The organism is Rathayibacter sp. PhB179 (assembly GCF_004345345.1).
In the GTDB taxonomy this organism is placed as follows: domain Bacteria; phylum Actinomycetota; class Actinomycetes; order Actinomycetales; family Microbacteriaceae; genus Rathayibacter; species Rathayibacter festucae.
The window spans coordinates 21188-41499 of the sequence record NZ_SLVD01000008.1 but is presented as its reverse complement, the minus strand read 5'-3'; the positions used below and the strand labels follow the sequence as shown (position 1 = coordinate 41499).

Genomic DNA, 20312 nt, shown 5'->3' with positions numbered 1-20312 from the left:
CCTACGCCGAGCCGTCCGGGCGGGGGCTGCGGCGGCGCTGGCGGGTGCGGCGGCGGGGCTCGCTGTTGCCGTCGTGGTGCTCCTTCCTCTCGCTCGAGGGGGCCTGGCCGGTCTGCACCGGCTCGCCCTCGGTCGCGGCGGGAGCGGTCTCGGCGGCGTCACCGCGGCTGCGGCGGCGCGGCTCGCGGCCGCCCTCGCGCGGCTCCCGCGGCTCGCGCTGACGGGGAGCACGCTCGGGGCGGGCGTCCGCCTTCGCCTCGGCGGGGATCGGGGTCGGCTTCAGCCGGCCCTTCGTCCCGACGGGGATCGCGAGGTCCTCGTAGAGGTGCGGCGACGAGGAGTAGGTCTCGACCGGGTCGGGCTGGCCGAACTCGAGCGCGCGGTTGATGAGGGCCCACTTGTGCAGGTCCTCCCAGTCGACGAAGGTGACGGCGATGCCGGTCTTGCCGGCGCGGCCGGTGCGGCCGACGCGGTGCAGGTAGGTCTGGTCGTCGTCCGGGATCGTGTGGTTGATCACGTGGGTGACGTCGTTGACGTCGATGCCGCGGGCGGCGACGTCGGTCGCGATCAGGATGTCCTTCTTGCCGGCCTTGAACGCGGCCATCGCGCGCTCGCGCTGCTCCTGGTTGAGGTCGCCGTGCACGGCGGCGGCGTTGAAGCCCCGGTCGTTGAGCTCCTCGACGATGCGGGCGGCCGCGCGCTTGGTGCGGGTGAAGATGACGGTCTTGCCGCGGCCCTCGGCCTGCAGGATGCGGGCGATGACCTCGTCCTTGTCGAGCGAGTGCGCCCGGTAGACGATGTGCTTGATGTTCGCCTGCGTGATGCCCTCGTCGGGGTCCGTCGCCCGGATGTGGATCGGCTTGTTCATGAAGCGGCGGGCGAGGGCGACGATCGCGCCGGGCATCGTCGCCGAGAAGAGCATCGTGTGGCGGGTGGCCGGGGTCTGCGCGAAGAGCTTCTCGATGTCGGAGAGGAAGCCGAGGTCGAGCATCTTGTCGGCCTCGTCGAGGACCATCGTCTGCACGCTCGCGAGCGAGAGCAGGCGCTGACCGGCGAGGTCGAGCAGGCGGCCCGGGGTGCCGACGACGATCTGCGCGCCGGCCTTGAGCTGCTCGATCTGACCCTCGTAGGCCTTGCCGCCGTAGATCGAGACGATCTTGGTCGGCCGGTTCGAGGCGGCGAGCTCGATGTCCTCGGTGACCTGCACGGCCAGCTCACGGGTCGGCACCACGATCAGCGCCTTGACGCCGGGCTCGGGGTCGTTGCCGAGGGCCTGGATGAGGGGGAGGCCGAAGCCGAAGGTCTTGCCGGTGCCGGTCTTGGCCTGCCCGATGATGTCCTGCTTCTGCAGGGCCAGCGGGATGGTCTGCTCCTGGATGGGGAACGGCTCGAGGATGCCCTTGGCGGCGAGTGCGGCGACGATGTCGTCGTCGATGTTGAGGTCGGAGAAAGTCACGGAGTGAAGCGCCTGTCGTGTCGAACGGTCCACGCCCCTGTACGACTCGGGCGCAGGGTCACCGATCCAGCGCCGGTGACATCCCGGCGAGTCTACCGCCACGGGGGTCCTCGGGCCCGGAACCGCGGGCGGCGCGCGCTCTACACTGATCGGATGGCAGCCTGGTTCCGACGTCGACGTCCGCTCGGCGAAGCCCCCCGACTGACCCCGCGCGGAGAGTCGACGAGCAAGCGCGATCGCGTCGATCTGGCCGACCTGAGCCCCCAGCTGCTGCCCTACCTCGGGCAGGTGGCGTATCTCCAGCTGGCCGTCTTCGAGGCGCTGGCCCGCGGGGTGGCGGGCACGGACGACCTCGCCGACAAGGAGGCGATCTCGGCCGCCGCCGGCACCGCGCTGGCGAAGCACCACGCGGTCGTCGCCGAGCTGCGCCGCCGCGACGTCGAGCCGAGTGAGGCCATGGCACCGTTCCGGCCGGCCATCGACACCTTCGAGCACCTCACCCGCGGCGCCGACCTGCACGAGACGCTGCTGTCGGCCTACATCACCGCCGGGCTCCTCGACGACTTCTTCATCCGGCTCACCGGCGGGCTGCCGAACGACGTCGGCCCGCGGATGGCGCAGACGCTGGGCGCCGACACCGGCGTCGACGGACTGGTCGCGATCCTCCGCCGCGAGATCGCCGCGGACGAGCGCCTCGGCTCCCGGCTCGCGGTCTGGGGGCGCCGGCTGGTGGGCGACACGCTGCTCGTCGCGCGCTCGGCGCTGATGGGCTCGGGCAACCCCGACTCCGACGAGTCCCGGATCGAGCCGGTCTTCACCGAGCTCATCGCCTCGCACACCCGCCGGATGGACGCGCTCGGCCTGACGGCCTGAGGCCCCGGCGCGGCTGTCGAACGGGGTCCGTCGCCTCCGGCTCGCGTAATCACCTCCGGCTCGCGGGATTCGCCCGTTCCCGCGTGCCCGAGGGAGATCCGCGTGCCGGAGCTCGGCCTGTGCCGCGCCTCATGCTGGTCGAGTAGCCCCGGAGGGGCGTATCGAGACCCACGTCCTCCGGAGAATGGGTTCTGCAGACCCGACTCCCTGCGGTGGTGGATCTCGATACGCCCGCTGCGCGGGCTACTCGATCAGCATGGAGGCGACCGCCGCTGGCCGGTCGATCAGTACGGAGGACGTGCGCCGCCGCTGCGTCAGTCGTCGATGAAGCCGGGGACGTGGGTCAGGGTGGCGACGGTGCGGGCGCGGCCCCACTCGACGTGGGCGTGGGCGACGGAGACGGCGAGCGGGGCGTCGCCGGCGGCGATCGCCTCCGCGAGCCGCACGTGCTCGTCGTGCCGGACGCCCGGCTCGGCCTGGATGTTGGCGATGTTGAGACGGTTGCTGCGCTCGTCGAGCGGCTGCATCGTGGTGATCAGGAGCCGGTTGCCCGCGATCGTCTCGATCGCGCCGTGGATGCGGCCGCTCTCGGAGTGGAAGCGCGCGAGGTCGCCGGCGGCGAGGGCGGCGCTCGCGTCGGCGACCACTGCGGTCAGGGCCGAGGCGTCGGCGCCGCGGGCCACCGCCTCCGCGGCCTTGCGGGCCACGAGCGGCTCGAGTGCCGAGCGGATGTCGTAGAGCTCCTCGACGTCGCGCCGCCGGACGATTGAGACGACGGCGGTGCTGCGCGGGCGCACCGTGACCAGGCCGGCCAGCTCGAGCCAGGGCAGCGCCTCGCGGATCGGGACGCGCGAGACGGCGAGCTCGGTGGCGAGATCGCGCTCGCGGATCGGCTCGCCCGCGGGCAGCCGGCCGTCGAGGATGCGCGCGCGCAGCTCCTCGTACACCCGCTGCGACATCGTCTGCGCGGGACTCTTCGTCGGCATCGGCGCTCCTATGGTCTACCCGTTCTCCGTCCTCGAAGGGTAGCGGGCGGTGCAGGAGAGACCCGTCGGCCCTTGTAACGCCGTCTTCATCTGCCCGAAACAACCTGGCGCCGGATCGGATCTACCGTGATCGACGTGCCTCGGTATACCGAGCGCCCCCTCGCCACTCCGCCGGAAGGACCCGCCCCATGAGCACCGTCACCAATCCGCCCCCCGCCACGACGATGGGCGACCGCATCGAGGCCGCCTATTCGCGCATCGGAGTCACGAGCGCCCACCTGGGCATCGTCGCGATGATCCTCTTCGGCGTCTTCTTCGACGCGATCGAGCAGAACACGGTCGGCGTCGCCGGCCCGATCCTCGCCGCCGACTGGGGACTCGCCGGCGCGCAGATCGGCCTGCTCAACACGGCGACCTTCACGGCGGTCGCGCTCGGCCGGGTCCTCGCCGGAGTGGTGATGGACCGGATCGGGCGGCGCACCCTCCTCGGCGCGAACCTGATGATCTTCGCCGTCGGCTCGCTGCTCTGCGCCTTCGCGCCCAGCTACGAGATCCTGGTCGCGGCGCGCTTCCTGGTCGGCCTCGGCCTCGGCGGCGAGATCGCGACGGCGGTCATCATGCTCGCCGAGTTCTTCTCCGCCAAGCACCGCGGCACCGCCGTCGGCCTGATCAACGTCGCCGCGGCCGGACTCGGCAACATGCTCGCCCCGCTCTTCGGCGTCATCGTCTTCTCGGTCTTCACCGGCGACGACCGCTGGCGCTGGCTCTTCGGGATCCTGGTGATCCCCGCCCTCGCGGTCGTGGTCTACCGGCGCGCGCTGCCCGAGACTCCCCGCTATCTCGCCGCCCGCGGCCGCGTCGCCGAGGCGAACACCGTCATCAACCGGCTCGCGCAGGGCCGTCTGCACCGGCCCGTGACCGACGAGGTCGACTACCTGGGCGGTGCCGCCGACCGGCCCGTCACCGCCGTGAGCACCCCGCGCTGGACCGAGCTCTTCGGCCGCCGCCACCGCCGCACCACGATCGCCCTGGGCGTCGCGGTCTGCATGTCCTACGCCGCGCAGATCTCGATGCTCACCCTGATCCCGCTGATCCTCACCTCCCGCGGCTTCGACATCACCAGTGCGCTCTGGTATACCCTCGTGATGCAGTCGGGCTCCCTCGTCGGAGCGCTGGTCGCGGCCCTCGCCGCCCGCCGGCTGCCGCGCAAGCTCACGCTCACGGTCGCGGCCCTGCTCGGGATCGGCGCCGGTCTCGGCTTCGGCTTCCTCGGTACCACCGTCGCGCTGGTGCTCGTCTTCGGCTTCCTCTTCAACTTCTCGGTGATCGTGCTCAACACCACCATCTGGCTGTTCGCTCCGGAGCAGTACCCCACGCGCATCCGCGGCCTCGGCACCTCGGTGATCCTCGCCCTCGGCTCGCTCTCCGGCGGACTGTTCCCGCTCCTCGCCGGCGCCGTGCTCGACGCCTCGGGGGTCGGCGGGATGTTCGCCCTCCTCGCCGGGCTGTTCGCGATCTGCGCGATCGCCGTGCAGTTCCCGCGCGAGACCGTCGGCCGCCCGATGGCGGAGGACTGAGCGTGCAGCGCACGGTCGTCGTCGTGAATCCGAACACCTCGGTCGCGACCACCCGGCTCCTCGTCGCGGTCGCCCGCGACGCGGTGCGCGGGGAGGACGTCCGGATCATGGGGGAGACGGTGGCGCAGGGGCCCTCGATCATCACGACGCCCTCCGCTCTCTCCGCCGCGGCGGCGCACGTGGTGACCGCGGCTCGACGCGCAGTGCTGCTGCACGCACCCGACGCGATCGTGGTCGCCGCGTTCGGCGATCCGGGTGCCGCCGAGGCGGCGGAGGCCACGGGGCTGCCGGTCGTGGGCATCGGAGCCGCGGCCGTGCGCGCCGCGAGCGCGGGCGGCCGGCGGTTCGCGATCGCGACGACGACCGGCCGGCTCGAGCCGGTGCTCCGGGCGCTCGTCGCGGACGCGGGGAGCCTCGGCGCCTATGCGGGCTGCTTCCTCACGGCGTCGCCGGCGGAGGAGCTCGAGGACCCGGACCGGCTGCACGGCGAGCTGCACGCCGCGGTGCTGCGGGCGCAGGCGGCCGGGGCGGAGGCGGTGATCATCGGCGGCGGGCCGCTCAGCGCGGCGGCCGAGCGGCTGGCCGCGGAGTTCGCCGGGGTGCTGCCGATCGTGGAGCCGATCCGCGCGGCGGTGGCGGAGGCGCTGGCCGCGACGACCCCGGTCGGGGCCCTGCCCGCCTGAGGCGGCGGACCCGGGGACGACGAAGGCGCGGGAGTCCAGGACTCCCGCGCCTTCGCGTGGTGGTGGGCGGCGCTCAGGGAGCGACGCGGTCCGGGGCGACCCGGCCGGCGAGCATCGCCTCGAGGGCGGCGTCGTCGCGGCGGGTGCGCGCCCGGCCGAGCGCGACGTCGGCCGTGAGGACCGCGACAGCCGCGAGGCCGAGCGCGAGGATCCAGATCAGTCCGCCGTCCCAGGGCAGACCGGCCCAGGTCAGCGCGACCCAGACGACGGCGGCGACGACGCCGCCGAGCGCGGGGATCAGCACCGACCCGTGCAGGTGCCGGTGCGGCAGCCCGTAGCGGGCGGCGAGGCCCAGGAGGATCCCGCCGAGCGTGACGAAGAGGAGCTCCACGACGTGACCGTGCGGGAGGGGCTAGGCGACGAAGCCGACGCGGCGCGACTCCTCGGAGCCGACCTCGACGAAGGCGATGGTCTCGGTGGGGACGATGTAGATCTTGCCCTTCTCGTCGCGCAGGCGGAGGACCTTGGCGCCCGCCTCGAGCGCGGTGGTCACCGTCTTCTCGACCTCGGCCACGGACAGCGAGGACTCGAAGTTGAGCTCGCGCGGGGTGTTGACGATTCCGATACGGATTTCCACCAGCAGTGCCTTTCGGGAGGGGACGTGGCTGTCAGGATACGGGACCAGGCGGCGCGGCCGACGCCGGTTTCGCGCTGAGCGGACCCGGCCCGGGAGGGGCCGCCCGAGGGCGCTCGGCAGTGTCGGCGGTCTTCGTTAGCGTGGTCGCGTGAGCGCTCCTCGAACCCCGGCACCCGCCTCCGACGAGGCTCCCGCTCGCGACGGCTCGGCCGGCGAGGGGCTCGTCCTCGACCCGTCGCAGCGCGCCGTCCTCGCCCTGCCGGACGGCCGCAGCGCCGCGGTGCTCGGCGCCCCCGGCTCGGGCAAGACCCGCACGATCGTCGAGCTCGTCGCCGAGCGCGTGCTCGAGCGCGGCTACGAGCCGGAGTCGATCGCCGTGCTCGCCGCCAGCCGCACCGCCGCGACCGCGCTGCGCGACGTGCTCGCGCTGCGGCTCGGCGTGCCCACGCGGGGGCCGCTGGCGCGGACCGCCACCTCGCTGGCCTTCGAGGCGGTGACCGCCGCGGCGAAGGAGCTCGGGATCGACCGGCCGACCCTCCTCACCGGCGGCGAGCAGGACGTCATCCTCTCCGAGCTGCTCGAGGGGCACCTCGAGGAGGGCACCGGGCCGCGCTGGCCCGACGAGTTCAGCCCCGAGGTGCTGCGGCTGCGCACCTTCCGCACCGAGCTGCGCGAGTTCGGGATGCGGGCCACCGAGCACGGCCTCGACACCGCCGCGATCCGCCGGCTGGCCGTGGACGCGGACCGCGGCGAGTGGTCGGCCGCCGCCGCCGTGCTCGAGGAGTTCCGCGACGTCGTCGACTGGATGTCGCCGCAGGCGGGGACGAAGCTCGACGCCGCCGAGTTCGCGGCCTTCGCGGCCGAGACGATCCGCGACGGCGGCGGGGGCGAGCGGATCCGGGCGCTCCGCCTCGTCGTCGTCGACGACATGCAGGAGGCGAGCGAGTCGACGGTCGTGCTGCTGCGAGCCCTGGCCGCGCGCGGCGTCACCGTGCTCGCGTTCGGCGACCCGGACGTCGCGACGAGCGCCTACCGCGGCGCCGCCTCCGACACCCTCGGCCGCTTCGGCCCGGCGATCGGCGTGCGCGACGCCGAGACGCTGGTCCTCGGCCGGGTGCACCGGCACGGGGCGGCCTTGCGCGCCCTCGTCTCCGCGGCGACGCAGCGGATCGGCACGGCCGCGGCCGGTCGGCAGCGCGCCGCCGAGGCCCCCGCCGACGAGGAGGGGGCGCCCGCTCCCGTGCTCGTGCTGCACGCACCGACCGCGGCGCGCGAGGCCGCGACGGTGGCGCGCCTGCTCCGCGAGCGCCGCCTGCGCGACGACGTGCCGTGGCGGCGGATGGCCGTCGTCGTCCGCTCCGGCGCAGCCGTGCAGCCGCTGCTGAAGGCGCTCGCCGTCGCCGAGGTGCCCACCCGCTCCGTGCTGGCCGGCCGTGCCCTGCGCGACGACCACGCCGCCCGGGCGCTGCTCGTGCTGATCGGCGTCGCAGTGGGCGAGCGTCCGCTGGACGCGGAGCTGGCGGCCGAGCTGCTGCTGGGCCCGTTCGGCGGGGTCGACCGGCTCGGCCTGCGACGGCTGCGGCTCGCTCTGCGGGCGGAGGAGCTCGCGGGCGGGGGCATCCGCGCGAGCGATCCGCTGCTGGTGGAGGCTCTGGAGGCACCGGGACGGTTCGCCACGATCGACTCCGGCCCGGCGCGCCAGGCCGAGCGCCTCGCCGTCACGATCGACCGGGTGCGCCGACTGCACGCCGAGCAGGGCTCGATCGAGGAGCTGCTCTGGTCGGCCTGGGAGTCGAGCCGCGTCGCGTCCTCCTGGCGCGAGCTGGCGCTCGGCACCGGTCTCACCGCGGCCGAGGCGAACCGCAACCTCGACGGCGTCGTCGCGCTCTTCAGCGCGGCGCGGCGCTTCGTCGAGCGGGCGCCCGGTCACTCGGCGATCGGCTTCGTCACCGAGATCCTCGAGGCGGAGGTGCCGGAGGACACGCTCGCGCCGCGCTCGGTCGAGGACGCGGTGCTGATCGGCACGCCCTCCTCCGTCGTCGGCCTCGAGTTCGACGTGGTCGTGGTCGCGCGGCTGCAGGACGGCGTCTGGCCGAACCTGCGCCAGCGCGGCTCGCTGCTCGACCCCGACGGGCTGATCCGGCACGCGCGCGGCGAGGGCGACCTGCCGCTCGACAGCCGGAAGGCCACCCTCGACGACGAGCTGCGGATGTTCGCGCTCGCCGCCTCCCGGGCCCGGCGCCAGCTCGTGCTCAGCGCCGTCGCGGGCGAGGACGAGACCCCGTCCCTCTTCTTCCGGCTCACGCCGCCCGACGCGCCCCGGCTCGACGCGGCCTCGGCCGTGCCGCTGACCCTGCGCGGGGCGGTCGCGGGGCTCCGCCGGACCGCGACGACGCCGAACTCGGCCGAGGCGCCCGGTGCGATCCGCGGGCTGCGCGCACTCACGCTGGCCGAGGTGCCGGGGGCCGACCCGGCCTCCTGGTACGGCGTCCTCGAATCGTCCACCACCGAGCCGCTCTTCGACCTCGACGACCCGGAGCGGCCCGTCTCGGTCTCGCCCAGCCGGCTCGAGGCGTTCGAGCGCTCGCCGCTCGACTGGTTCGTCGACGCCGTGTCGGGCTCGACCACGAGCACCGCGATGGGAGTCGGCACGCTCGTGCACTGGGTGCTCGAGAACGCGTCGAGCACGGAGCCGGAGGCGCTCTGGGCCGAGCTGGAGTCGCGCTGGCCCGAGCTGGTCTTCGAGTCGCCCTGGCTCGGCGAGCGGCAGCTGCGGGTGACCCGGCGCCTGGTCGAGGGCCTCGCCGCCTACCTCGCCGACTTCGAGCGCGGCGGCGGGGCGGTGCTCGGCCGCGAGCAGCAGTTCGAGATCGACGTGCCGCCCGCCCGGATCCGCGGCTCGATCGACCGGGTCGAGCGCGCGCCGGACGGCTCGGTCGTCATCGTCGACCTCAAGACCGGCCGGAGCACTCCGCGCCAGGCCGACATCGCCGAGCACGCGCAGCTCGGCAGCTACCAGCTCGCCGTCGCGAGCGGCGCGATCGAGGCGGCCGGCGCGGACGAGGGCGGCGGCGCGAAGCTGCTCTTCGTCGCGAAGGGCGTCCGCGGGTCGCTCTACCGCGAGGTGGTCCAGCCCCGCTTCGGCGAGGAGGAGCTCGAGGCGCTGCGCGAGCGGGTCCGCGCCGCCGCGCGGGGGATGGCCTCGGCCGGCTTCTCGGGGCTGCTCGACGCTGTCCCCTTCTCCCCGGGGGACGCCCTGCGGTACCGGATCCACGCGGTGCCGGAGGTGTCGGGCGACGGCCGGCTGGCGCTCGACGAGGTCGAGACGGACGAGGAGGAGACCGCGGCTCCCGAGGACTCGTCCCTGGACGCCGCCGACCCGGATCCCGCCGCCGACCCCGCTCCCGACTCCGCCGCGACCCCCGAGGAGGGACCCCGCCCGTGATCGACGCCCTGACCATCGCCGAGGCCCTCGACCTCCGCCCGCCCACCGTCGAGCAGCGCGCCGTCATCGAGGCGCCGCTCGCCCCGGCCCTCGTCGTCGCGGGCGCCGGCAGCGGCAAGACCGAGACGATGGCGAACCGCGTGCTCTGGCTGCTCGCCAACGGGCTCGCCGCTCCCTCCGAGGTCCTCGGCCTCACCTTCACCCGCAAGGCCGCCGCCGAGCTCGGCGAGCGGATCGGCCGCCGGATCGACCAGCTGGGGGCCGCGGGCCTGCTGCCGCTGCGCGAGGGCCAGACCGAGCCCGACCCGTTCGAGGCCGCCACCGTCTCGACCTACAACGCCTTCGCGAACACGATCTTCCGCGACAACGCCGCGCTGATCGGGCGCGAGGGCGACGCGACCGTGCTCTCGGAGGCCTCCGCCTGGCACCTGGCGCGCGGGGTCGTCGCCGACACCGCCGACCCGCGCATCCTCGAGGTCGAGGCGAGCATCGACCGCCTGACCGATCTCACCGTCGCGCTCGCGCACGACCTCGCGGACAACCTCGCCGACCCGGCCGAGGCCGCGGGCTTCGCGGAGGACTTCCTCCGCCTCGGCGAGCTGCCCCGCGGCTCCAGCGGCTCCGGTCTCTACCGCGAGCTCGAGAAGGCGCTGCAGGCCGTCGGCGCGCTGCCGGTGCTGACGGCGCTCGCCGAGCGGTTCCAGGAGGCGAAGGCCGAGCGCGGCTTCGTCGAGTTCTCGGACCAGGTGGCGCTGGCGCTGCGGATCATCGAGCGCGTGCCGCGCGTCGTCGACGAGCACCGCGCCCGCTACCGGGTCGTGCTGCTCGACGAGTACCAGGACACCTCCGTGCTGCAGACCCGCCTGCTCGCCCGGCTCTTCGCCGAGCAGGGCGTGATGGCCGTGGGCGATCCGCACCAGTCGATCTACGGCTGGCGCGGCGCGAGCGCGGAGGGCCTCGGCCGCTTCGCCCTCGACTTCGGCTCCGCGGCGCGCTTCTCGCTGTCCACCAGCTGGCGGAACGGGCACGGGGTCCTCGCCGCGGCGAACGCCGTCGTCGCACCGCTCACCGCGGGCAGCGCCGTGCCGGTCGACCGCCTCGCCGCCGGACCGGGCGCCTCCGACCACGCCGTCGAGCTCACCTTCCCCGAGACGATCGAGGACGAGGCCGACGACGTCGCGCGCTGGTTCGCCGGCCGCCTCGCCGAGAACGCCGAGCGCGGGGAGGCGCCGCCGTCGGCCGCGGCGCTCTTCCGCGTCCGTGCGCACATGGACCGCTTCGCCGCCGCGCTCTCCCGGCACGGCGTCCGGTACCACATCCTCGGCATCGGCGGCCTGCTGCGGCAGCCCGAGATCGCCGACCTCGTCGCCGCGCTGACCGTGGTGGAGGACCCGGCGGCGGGCAGCGAGCTGGTCCGCCTCCTGGCCGGCGCGCGCTGGCGCCTCGGCGTCCGCGACCTGCGCGCGCTCCGCGACCTCGCCTCCTGGCTCGCCTCGCGCGACCACGCGCACCGGCTGCTGCCCGAGGAGGTGCGCGAGCGGATGCGCGCCTCCGTCACCGAGGGCGAGGGCGGCTCGATCATCGAGGCCCTCGACTTCATCGCCTCGCGACGCCCCGGCGAGGACGGCCGGCTCGACCACTCCGCGCTGTCCTCGTTCAGCGACGAGGGCCTGCGCCGCCTGCACGACGCCGGCACGCTCTTCGCGCGCCTCCGAGCCCGGGCAGGCCTGGACCTCCTCGACTTCGTCACGCTGGTCGAGCAGGAGCTCGGCCTCGACATCGAGGTGGAGGCCAACGAGTCGCGCAGCGACGGCCGCGCCAACCTCGAGGCGTTCCGCGAGGCGGTGTCCGGCTACCTGCAGACCGACGACCGCGGCGCGGGCACCGGCTCGTCGCTCCGCGGCTTCCTCCGCTGGCTCGTGCTGGCGGACAAGCGCGACGGCCTCGCGCCCCGGCCCGAGGACCCGGAGCCCGGCACCGTCCAGCTGCTGACGATCCACGGCTCGAAGGGCCTGGAGTGGGACTTGGTCGCCGTGCCGCGGATGGTCGACGGCGAGCTGCCCGGCACGCCGGTGGAGGGCTTCCGCGGCTGGGTGCGCCTCGGTGCGATGCCCTACGCCTTCCGCGGCGACGCCGCCGAGCTGCCGGACCTCGCCTGGCGCGGCTGCACGACGCAGAAGGAGGTCGTCGACGCGATCGCCGACTTCGGCGACACCCTGCGCGAGCGCAACGAGTCCGAGGAGCGCCGGCTCGCCTACGTCGCGGTCACCCGGGCCCGGCACCACCTGCTGCTGAGCGGCTCCTGGTGGGCCGGGCAGGCGAAGCCGCGCGGACCCGGCGTCTTCCTCCGCGACCTCGCCGAGGCCCGCACCCTCCCGGAGCTGCCGGTCGAGCCGTCGAACCTCGAGAACCCGCTCGAGCAGGCGCCGCGCACCTTCCACTGGCCGCACGACCCGCTCGGAGCCCGCGGCGACCGGGTGCGCGCGGCGGCCGAGCGCGTGCGCGTCGCCGAGCCGGCGCTGCTCGGCGCCCGCGGAGCGGACATCCGCCTGCTGCTCGCCGAGCGCGCCGTGCGCCTCGCGGGCGGCGAGCGCGTCGGCCTGCCGACCCGCATCCCGGCCTCGCGGTTCAAGGACATCGTCAGCACGCCCGCCGAGGTCGTCGCACAGCTGCGCCGGCCGATGCCCGAGCGGCCGTACCGGCAGACCCGGCTCGGCACGACGTTCCACTCCTGGGTGGAGAACCGCTTCGGCATCCAGGGCGAGGCGGAGTCGGTCGACACCTTCCCGGACGAGCTCGACGACGGCGGAGCGACCGCGGCCGGAGCGGAGGGCGAGCAGCTCGCCCGTCTGATCGAGACGTTCGAGCGCTCGGAGTGGGCCGACCGCCGCCCCGAGGCGGTCGAGATCGAGATCCACCTCCAGCTGGCCGGGCACGTCGTCGTCTGCAAGCTCGATGCGGTCTACCGGACGGAGGACGGCTTCCAGATCGTGGACTGGAAGACCGGCCGCGCCCCGAAGGACGCGGCCGATCTCGAGCTCAAGCAGTTCCAGCTCGCGCTGTACCGCCTCGCCTACTCGCGCTGGAAGGGCGTGCCGCTGGAGAGCGTCGACGCGGTGTTCTACTTCGTCGCCGACGACCTCGTGCTGCGGCCCGAGCGCTTCTACTCGGAGCGCGAGCTCTCGGAGTCGCTCTCCTCGGCGACGGGGGCGAGCCCGCGGCCGTGAGCGGAGGAGCCGGTCCGCGCGCCGGGCGTGCGGTTCAGCAGCTCCTCGACCTCGGAGACCTCGAGCACCGGTCCGGTGTCGGTCGACAGCGGCGCGGACAGATCGCCGAGGACGCTGTCGACCAGGAGGTCGAGCATCCCGACCGCGTCGTCGACGATCGCCGAGTCCTCGGTCTCGGTGCCGTGCAGCAGCCAGCGGGCCAGCTCGAGCTCGGCGTAGAGCTGAGCGCGCTGGCGGAGGGTGCGGTCGACCGCGCCGGCGCGCATCCGCGAGTACGCGGCGAACGCCGTGCCGGCCCCCGGGGCGCTGAGCAGCCAGTGCAGATCGCGGGCCGGGTCGCCCACGCGCAGCGCCGCCCAGCCGAGCACGGCGCTGACGGAGTCGCCGGAGCGGAGGAAGGAGTCGGAGGTCATCGAGCCGTTCACGACCGTCGGGTCGAACTGCCAGAGCGCCTCGTCGGAGGAGGCCGACTCCCAGCGCGCGACGAGCGCGGCGGGCACGTGGCCGGTGTCGGCGGCGCGCTCGATGACGGCGACCGTCTCGTTGACGCTGTCGCGGGCCGAGGCGACGGGCAGCCCCGCCTCCTGCACGAAGGACGCCGGCAGCGAGTGGATCGCGCCGATCGCCCGCCCGACCGAGTCCGCGAGACCGCTGGAGGCCTCGACGTCGTCGATCAGCACGCGGTCGCCCTCGAGGTACTCGTAGACGACGCCGCGGGTGCCGTCGTACGGCGTCTGCCCGATGCTCTCCTGCAGATCGAACGGCAGGCGGCTGCGGATGCCGGCGGTGAGCGCGCGCAGGGCGACGAGGTCGCCGAGCTGCTCCTGCTCGGCCAGCGGCGAGGTCGGCACGCGCACCACCAGCCGGGCGCCGTCGCGCGTGGTCAGCAGGGCGGAGTCGAAGTCCCCGTGCGTCGAGTGCGTGAATTCGCGCGCGGTCCGGACGTCGAGGCCCTCGACGGCCGAAGTGGCCAGCGCGGCTAGAGTGAGATGGGATCTGGCCATGCTCACCAGGGTAGGTCGCCGGGCGCCCGACCGGCCGGTCGCCACGCGCTGACCAGCCGATGCCGTCGAGGAGCCGCGCTCCTCCCGGCCGCCGCCCGGCCCGCCACCTCCTCGGCCCCGCACCGCCCGTCCCCCCGGCACTGCTTCGAAATGAGCCCGCATGACCCCGTCGTTCTCCGACCGCCTCCCGCTCGCCCGCCAGGCGGTCGACCGGGACTACCTCGCCCGCGCGCGCGCCGACCTCTTCGACGAGCTCGACGCCGACCCGGCGACCCGGGTCGTCCTCCTGCGCGGCGACCGCGCCCTGGTCGACGGCGAGCGCCTCGCCCTGCGTCCCGCCGCCGACGTGCCGGCGGGCGCCCTCCGCCTCTACCTCGGCCGCACCACCGTCGACGCCGAGGGCGAGCCCGCGGGCACGCCCGTCGCCGCCGCCGTGCTCACGGACGAGCAGGCGAGCGCCCTCGAGCCCGACGACGCCGCCTGGGGCGCCCTGCGCACCCTCGCCGAGCACCTCAGCGACCGCGACGCCGGCCTGTTCACCGAGGCGCTCGCGATGGTCAACTGGCACGCCTCGCACGGCTTCTCGCCGCGCAACGGCGAGGCCACCGTGATCGAGCAGGGCGGCTGGGTCCGCCGCTCGCCCGTCGACGGCAGCCAGGTCTTCCCGCGCACCGATCCGGCGATCATCGTCTGCGTCCTCGACGCCGACGACCGCCTGCTGCTCGGCTCGAACGCGATGTGGGGCACCGGCCGCTTCTCGCTCCTGGCCGGCTTCGTCGAGCCGGGGGAGTCGCTCGAGGCGGCGGTCGTCCGCGAGATCTTCGAGGAGTCCGGGATGCGCGTCGTCGACCCGCAGTACCTCGGCTCGCAGCCCTGGCCGTTCCCCGCCTCGCTGATGATCGGCTTCACCGCCCGCCTCGCCGAGGACCAGGCCCCCGCCGACCTGCTCCCGGACGGCGAGGAGATCGTCGCCCTGCGCTGGTTCACCCGCCAGCAGCTGCACGACTCGCTCGAGTCGGTGCTGCTGCCCGGCCGCTCGTCGATCGCCCGCGCGATGATCGAGGACTGGTACGGGGGAGCGCTCGAGAACGGCCCCATCGTCGCGTGACCCTGCTCGACGGACTCGACGAGGGGCAGCGCGAGGCGGCGGAGGCGCTGCTCGGCCCGGTCTGCGTCCTGGCCGGCGCGGGCACCGGCAAGACGCGGACCATCACCCACCGGATCGCGCACGGCGTCGCGACGGGCGTCTACACGCCGGCCCGGGTGATGGCGCTCACCTTCACCAGCCGCTCGGCCGCCGAGCTGCGCTCCCGGCTGCGCGTCCTGGGGGCGGGCGGCGTCATGGCCCGGACGTTCCACGCCGCCGCGCTCTCGCAGCTCGGCTTCTTCTGGCCGCAGCTGGTCGGCGGCACGATGCCGCAGCTGCTCGACGGCAAGGCGCGGCTGCTCGGCCACGCGGCGGAGCGGCTCCGGCTGAAGCTGGACACCGCGACCCTGCGCGACCTCTCCGCCGAGATCGAGTGGCGGAAGGTGTCCGCGCTCTCGCTCGAGCAGTACGCGGTGGCCGCGCGGACCCGTGCGCTGCCCGGACGGCTCACCCTCGAGCAGACCGTCGCGATGGTCGACGAGTACGAGGGGCTGAAGGACCAGCGCCGGCAGATCGACTTCGAGGACGTCCTCCTGGTCACCGCGGGGATGCTCGAGTCCGAGCCGGCGATGGCGATGCAGGTCCGGGAGCAGTACCGCTTCTTCGTCGTCGACGAGTACCAGGACGTGAACCCGCTCCAGCAGCGGCTGCTCGAGCTGTGGCTCGGTGACCGCAGCGACCTCTGCGTGGTCGGCGACGCGAGCCAGACGATCTACTCCTTCGCCGGCGCCCGCGCCGACTACCTGCTCGACTTCGGCTCGCGCTGGCCGGCCGCGACGGTCGTCCGCCTCGAGGAGAACTACCGCTCGGCCCCGCCGATCGTGCAGACCGCGAACCGGCTGATGCGCGGCCGGCCCGGCGCGCTCGTGCTGCACTCCGTCGCGAGCGCCCCCGCCGCCGCCGAGAGCCCGGAGCCGGCGATCGACGCCTACCCCGACGACGTCGCGGAGGCCCGGGGAGTGGCGGCCCGCGTCGCCGCCGACATCGAGGCGGGCGTGCGCCCCTCCGCCATCGCGATCCTCTTCCGCACCAACTCGCAGTCCGCGATCCTCGAGCGCGCGCTGCACGAGCGCGGCGTCGCGGCGCACCTGCGCGGCGGCAAGCGCTTCTTCGACCTGCCGGAGGTGAAGCAGGCGGTGATGCAGCTGCGCGCGGCCTCGGTCTCCATCTCGGGCGAGCCGCTGTTCAAGTCGGTCAGCGACGTCCTCCGCTCGCTCGGCTGGAGCGCCGAGCCGCCGTCGGCACCGGGCGCCGTGCGCGAGCGCTGGGAGTCGCTGGACACGCTCGCCCGGCTGGTCGACGAGGCGCCCGCCGGCTGGAGCTTCAAGCAGTTCACCGACGACCTCCTCGCCCGCCAGCAGGTGCACCACGAGCCGGACCGCGCGGCCGTCACCCTGGCCACCTTCCACTCCGCCAAGGGCCTCGAGTGGGAGTCGGTGCACCTGATGGGCCTGACGGAGGGCCTGCTGCCGATCTCCTACGCGAGCGGCCTCGAGGCGATCGACGAGGAGCGCCGGCTGCTCTACGTCGGCATCACCCGCGCGCGTCAGCGGCTGCGGCTCTCCTGGTCGCAGTCCACCGTGGGCCGGGTCACGCGGCGGGAGCCGTCGCGCTTCCTCGCAGAGATCGGCACGCGCACCCGCGGTGCGGCTCCAGCCGCCGCTCGCTGAACGAGCCGGAGGCGTCCGAGTAGGTGCGCTCGACAGCGCGCAGCCCGGTCCAGCCGGCGTGCAGCCGCCGGAGCGCCGCGTCGGCCGCCGCGACCGCGGTCGCGGCACTGGAGAGGGCGGTGCGCGTCGATGCGGTGGTGCCGAGGACCTGGATCACCAGCCGCGGCCACTCCGGGTCGAGGTCGATCCGGTCGCGGTAGGCGCAGTGCAGGCAGGGCCCGCCGCCCGGCTCGACGAGGGGGCCGATGCGGACCGCCTCGTCGCCGAAGACCACGGCCAGGTGGGGCACGTCGCTCGAGAGCCAGTGCGCGGCGCGCGCCGGAGCGACGGCGTAGTCGGCGACGAGCACCGCGAGAGCGGGCACCGCGTCCTCGCCGACCAGCTCGCAGCCCTCGCCGCGGAGCAGGCTGCGCAGGGCGTCGGCCGCCGAGCCGACGCCCTCGACGACCACCCGTGGCGGCGCGGGCGGATCCGGGTCGATGCTCCGCAGCAGCACCGGGCGCAGCGTGGCGAGCAGCTCGTCGACGCGCGCGTCCGAGGCGCCGGCGCGGGTCGCGATCAGCCGCGCCGTGCCCGCGCTGGTGCCCACCCGCAGGGCTTGCACCAGCAGCTCCTCGGCGTAGCCGACGCCCTCCAGCACGACCCGCGGGTGGTCGAGTCCGACCTGCATCGCGGTCGCGGAGCGCCAGACCAGGGGGAAGCGGGGATCGAGCCGGAGGACCATCGGGAGATCATGGCCGAGAGCGGCCGGGCGGCGCGGGAGTTGTCCACAGGTCGTGGACCCCTCCCGCGCAGGGGTCAGACCGGTCGGTCGCCGGTGGGAGCGGTGCCGTCGTCGTCCGGACGGCCGCCGTCGGTGCCGGCCTCGGGCTGCTCGCCCTCCGGCGCCGCGGGCGTCGTCCCGTTCAGCAGCTCCTCGAGCGCGCGGTCCATCTCGTCGGGCTCCGGGGTCTCGCCGCGGGCCTCGGCGCTCAGTCGCGCGACGAGGGCTGTCGGGTCGTCGAGGTCGTCCGAGCCGGGCAGCACGTCGGGGTGCGACCAGAGCGCGTCGCGCGCCTCCGGACCGACCGCGTCGGTGACGGCCTGCCACATCGCGGCGGCCTCGCGGAGGCGGCGCGGCCGCAGCTCCAGGCCGACGAGGGTGGCGAAAGCCGACTCGGCGGGCCCGCCGGACGCGCGACGGCGGCGGACGGTCTCGGCGATCGCGCCGGCGCTGGGCAGGCGGGTGGTCGCCGCGGCGGTGACCACGTCCACCCAGCCCTCGATCAGGGCGAGCATCGTCTCGAGGCGGCCGTGCGCGGCGAGCTGCTCCTCGGTCTTCGGCGGGATCAGCGCGCCGGAGGTCATCGCGTCGCGCAGCTCCTCGGGGTTGGACGGGTCGAAGTTCTCGGCCAGCTCCTCGAGGCGGGTGGTGTCGATCGTGATGCCCCGGGCGAAGTCGGTGATCTGCGAGATCAGGGCGAGCCGGACCCACTTGCCGTGCCGGAACAGCCGCGCGTGGGCGAGCTCGCGCACCGCGAGGTAGATCTGCACCTGGTCGATCGGGATGTCGAGGCCCTCGCCGAACGCGGCGACGTTCTGCGGCACGATCGCCGCGTCGTTCTCCTCGAGCAGCGGGATGCCGATGTCGCCGCCGGAGACGACCTCGGCGGCCAGCTGGCCGACCACCTGGCCGAGCTGGAGGGCGAAGAGGGTGCCGCCGATGCCGCGCATCATGTCCTCGGCGCCGGCGATCATCGCCTTCATCTCCTCCGGGGCCTGGTCGCGCATGACGCCGGTGAGCGCGTCGGAGATGCTGAGGGCGACCGGCTCGGCGAGCTGCGTCCAGACCGGCATGGTGAGCGTGATCCACTCGAGCCGGCTGATGGTGCGCGGCGGACGGCTCAGCTCGGAGACGTAGGCGACCTCGTCGAGCCAGAGCGCCGCGACGCCGAAGGCGCCGTCGAGCGGGGCACGCACGGCGTCGGTCACCGGGACCGACTCGGCGCGCGCCAGCTGCTTCGCCTGCTCGAGCGCGAGCGACCAGTTGATCCCGCCGCCCGACTGCTGCATCGCGCTCTGCAGCTGCGAGAGCAGGTTCTGCAGCGCGACCGGGTCGTTCGGCAGACCGGCGGCGCCGGCGAGCTGGCTCGGGTCGATCGGGCCGTTCCCCGAGAGGAACTGCCGGAGCATGTCGCGGAACTCGTCCTCCGAGCCGCCGCCCGGTCGGTCCGCGTTGTCGCCTTCGGCCATTCGGGGAGCCCTCTCTCATCGCACGGAGCCGGCCTCTGCACACCCGGTTCGGGCGACGGATCGTGACACGACTCCCAGTCGTGCAAGCTACGTTAGCCCGAGCGTCCGGAGCCACGACGTGAAGTCGACCGCCCGGCCCCGACCCGCTTCCGCCCGCCGCGAACACGCCGGCGCCGCCGCCCCGCACGTCCCCAGAGAGGCCCCCGTTTGCTGTTCTCCGTCGACCCGCGCCCCTCCTCCCCGCGCGGCCGGCGCGCCTGGGTCGGGCCCGCGGTCCTCTTCTCCGGCGTCGCGCTCGTCGTCGGGCTCGGTGTCACCCCCGCCCCCTACGTGATCGAGCAGCCGGGCCCGGTCTTCGACACCCTCGGCACGAGCGGCGAGGACGTTCCGCTGATCTCCATCCCGGACGAGACGACCTATCCCACCGAGGGCACTCTCGACATGCTCACCGTCTCGGTCGTCGGCAACCCGCAGAGCCTGCCGACCTGGATCGAGGTCGCGAGCGCCTGGTTCGACCGCACCAAGGCCGTCGTGCCCGTCGCGCAGATCTTCCCGCCGTCCTCCACGGTCGAGGAGCGGGACCAGGCGAACCAGGCCGAGATGACCGACTCGCAGCAGGAGGCGATCGCCGCGGCGCTGACCGAGCTCGGCTACCCGATCGGGCAGCGCGTCTCGGTCGTGCAGATCCCGGACGACTCGCCCGCCGCCGGTGCGCTCGAGGCCGGCGACGAGATCCTCGCCGTCGCGGGGGAGCCGGTCGCCGATGTGACCGCGCTCCGCACCGCCGTCCAGGCCTCGGGCACCCAGCAGCCGGTCACCCTCACCGTCGAGCGCGGCGGGGCCGAGCAGGACGTGCAGGTCACCCCGGTCGACAACGACGGAGCGGCCGTGATCGGCATCGTCGCCGGAGCGGCCTTCGACTTCCCGTTCGAGGTCGACATCCAACTGGACGACGTCGGCGGGCCGAGCGCCGGGATGATGTTCGCGCTCGGGATCATCGACAAGCTCACCGAGGGCGCGCTGAACGGCGGCGCCTCCGTCGCCGGGACCGGCACCATCGACGCCGCGGGCGAGGTCGGCGCGATCGGCGGCATCCGCCAGAAGATGTTCGGCGCGGTCGACGCGGGCGCGCAGTACTTCCTCGCGCCCGCCGACAACTGCAACGAGGTCGTCGGCCACGTGCCCGACGGCCTCCAGGTCTTCAGCGTCGCCACCCTCGACGACTCCCTCGCCGCCCTGAAGGGCGTCGCCGCGGGCGACACCGACGCCCTTCCGACCTGCGACGGCGCGACCCCGATCAACTGACGGGTCGGGTCTCGATGCGCCCCTGCGGGGCTGCTCGACCAGCATGTGCGGCCACCGAGTCGCCGAGCGT

General features: G+C 74.5%; 15 protein-coding genes. 8 read left to right on the top strand and 7 right to left on the bottom strand.

Going from position 1 to position 20312, the window contains the following annotated elements; all coding sequences use genetic code 11:
• Position 1: 1 nt before the first annotated feature.
• Positions 2 to 1456, bottom strand: a complete 1455-nt coding sequence (locus EDF43_RS15920) for a DEAD/DEAH box helicase (protein WP_132437749.1) — start codon at positions 1454 to 1456, stop codon at positions 2 to 4.
• A gap of 153 nt (positions 1457 to 1609) precedes the next feature.
• Between EDF43_RS15920 and EDF43_RS15915 the strand changes: the two genes are divergently transcribed.
• Positions 1610 to 2329 carry a ferritin-like fold-containing protein gene (locus EDF43_RS15915; protein WP_123447589.1) on the top strand — a complete coding sequence of 240 codons (720 nt, stop codon included), beginning with the start codon at positions 1610 to 1612 and terminating at the stop codon, positions 2327 to 2329.
• 314 nt (positions 2330 to 2643) lie between these two features.
• Here EDF43_RS15915 and EDF43_RS15910 read toward each other — a convergent pair whose 3' ends face one another.
• A complete protein-coding gene (locus tag EDF43_RS15910; RefSeq protein WP_132437750.1) occupies positions 2644 to 3315 on the bottom strand; it encodes a GntR family transcriptional regulator in 672 nt (223 codons plus the stop codon).
• A 188-nt stretch (positions 3316 to 3503) separates the two neighbouring features.
• On the opposite strand from EDF43_RS15910, the gene EDF43_RS15905 reads away from it, so the two are divergent.
• Both EDF43_RS15905 and EDF43_RS15900 read left to right on the top strand, forming a co-directional pair.
• Positions 3504 to 4892, top strand: coding sequence for an MFS transporter (locus tag EDF43_RS15905; protein WP_243583074.1), 1389 nt, complete (start codon positions 3504 to 3506; stop codon positions 4890 to 4892).
• A 2-nt stretch (positions 4893 to 4894) separates the two neighbouring features.
• Positions 4895 to 5575, top strand: coding sequence for an aspartate/glutamate racemase family protein (locus EDF43_RS15900; RefSeq protein ID WP_207901797.1), 681 nt, complete (start codon positions 4895 to 4897; stop codon positions 5573 to 5575).
• Positions 5576 to 5648: 73 nt separating this feature from the next.
• Here EDF43_RS15900 and EDF43_RS15895 read toward each other — a convergent pair whose 3' ends face one another.
• Both EDF43_RS15895 and EDF43_RS15890 read right to left on the bottom strand, forming a co-directional pair.
• Positions 5649 to 5966, bottom strand: a complete 318-nt coding sequence (locus EDF43_RS15895) for a hypothetical protein (RefSeq protein WP_123737694.1) — start codon at positions 5964 to 5966, stop codon at positions 5649 to 5651.
• 21 nt (positions 5967 to 5987) lie between these two features.
• A complete protein-coding gene (locus tag EDF43_RS15890; protein WP_123447586.1) occupies positions 5988 to 6212 on the bottom strand; it encodes a DUF3107 domain-containing protein in 225 nt (74 codons plus the stop codon).
• A 148-nt stretch (positions 6213 to 6360) separates the two neighbouring features.
• Between EDF43_RS15890 and EDF43_RS15885 the strand changes: the two genes are divergently transcribed.
• Positions 6361 to 9657 (top strand): ATP-dependent DNA helicase, encoded by a 3297-nt coding sequence (locus EDF43_RS15885; RefSeq protein ID WP_132437751.1) that lies wholly within the window; start codon positions 6361 to 6363, stop codon positions 9655 to 9657.
• Positions 9654 to 12884, top strand: a complete 3231-nt coding sequence (locus EDF43_RS15880; protein WP_132437752.1) for an ATP-dependent DNA helicase — start codon at positions 9654 to 9656, stop codon at positions 12882 to 12884. Before EDF43_RS15885 ends, EDF43_RS15880 begins: the two co-directional genes overlap by 4 nt.
• Here EDF43_RS15880 and EDF43_RS15875 read toward each other — a convergent pair.
• Positions 12821 to 13888: a phosphotransferase gene (locus tag EDF43_RS15875; protein ID WP_123737691.1), complete on the bottom strand. Its 1068-nt coding sequence runs from the start codon at positions 13886 to 13888 to the stop codon at positions 12821 to 12823. The two genes, EDF43_RS15880 and EDF43_RS15875, sit on opposite strands and share 64 nt — an antisense overlap.
• A 160-nt stretch (positions 13889 to 14048) precedes the next feature.
• Between EDF43_RS15875 and nudC the strand changes: the two genes are divergently transcribed.
• Both nudC and EDF43_RS15865 read left to right on the top strand, forming a co-directional pair.
• Positions 14049 to 14996 (top strand): NAD(+) diphosphatase, encoded by a 948-nt coding sequence (nudC, locus tag EDF43_RS15870; RefSeq protein WP_132437753.1) that lies wholly within the window; start codon positions 14049 to 14051, stop codon positions 14994 to 14996.
• Positions 14993 to 16705, top strand: a complete 1713-nt coding sequence (locus EDF43_RS15865; protein WP_123705100.1) for an ATP-dependent helicase — start codon at positions 14993 to 14995, stop codon at positions 16703 to 16705. The genes nudC and EDF43_RS15865 overlap by 4 nt, the downstream gene beginning before the upstream one ends.
• On the opposite strand, the gene EDF43_RS15860 is transcribed toward EDF43_RS15865, so the two are convergent.
• The gene (locus tag EDF43_RS15860) at positions 16626 to 17429 is read right to left on the bottom strand and encodes a hypothetical protein (protein WP_132437754.1); all 804 of its coding nucleotides are present in this window, start codon (positions 17427 to 17429) and stop codon (positions 16626 to 16628) included. The genes EDF43_RS15865 and EDF43_RS15860 overlap by 80 nt on opposite strands.
• Before the next feature lie 74 nt (positions 17430 to 17503).
• Positions 17504 to 18937 carry a zinc-dependent metalloprotease gene (locus EDF43_RS15855; protein WP_132437755.1) on the bottom strand — a complete coding sequence of 478 codons (1434 nt, stop codon included), beginning with the start codon at positions 18935 to 18937 and terminating at the stop codon, positions 17504 to 17506.
• 207 nt (positions 18938 to 19144) lie between these two features.
• On the opposite strand from EDF43_RS15855, the gene EDF43_RS15850 reads away from it, so the two are divergent.
• A complete protein-coding gene (locus EDF43_RS15850) occupies positions 19145 to 20242 on the top strand; it encodes a PDZ domain-containing protein (protein ID WP_132437756.1) in 1098 nt (365 codons plus the stop codon).
• The last annotated feature ends 70 nt before the right edge of the window (positions 20243 to 20312 follow it).

Coding starts and splice junctions, on each gene's coding strand:
- EDF43_RS15915 (WP_123447589.1), top strand. CDS start 1,610: ATGGCAGCCTGGTTCCGACGTCGACGTCCGCTCGGCGAAGCCCCCCGA.
- EDF43_RS15910 (WP_132437750.1), bottom strand. CDS start 3,315: ATGCCGACGAAGAGTCCCGCGCAGACGATGTCGCAGCGGGTGTACGAG.
- EDF43_RS15905 (WP_243583074.1), top strand. CDS start 3,504: ATGAGCACCGTCACCAATCCGCCCCCCGCCACGACGATGGGCGACCGC.
- EDF43_RS15875 (WP_123737691.1), bottom strand. CDS start 13,888: ATGGCCAGATCCCATCTCACTCTAGCCGCGCTGGCCACTTCGGCCGTC.
- nudC (WP_132437753.1), top strand. CDS start 14,049: ATGACCCCGTCGTTCTCCGACCGCCTCCCGCTCGCCCGCCAGGCGGTC.
- EDF43_RS15860 (WP_132437754.1), bottom strand. CDS start 17,429: ATGGTCCTCCGGCTCGATCCCCGCTTCCCCCTGGTCTGGCGCTCCGCG.
- EDF43_RS15855 (WP_132437755.1), bottom strand. CDS start 18,937: ATGGCCGAAGGCGACAACGCGGACCGACCGGGCGGCGGCTCGGAGGAC.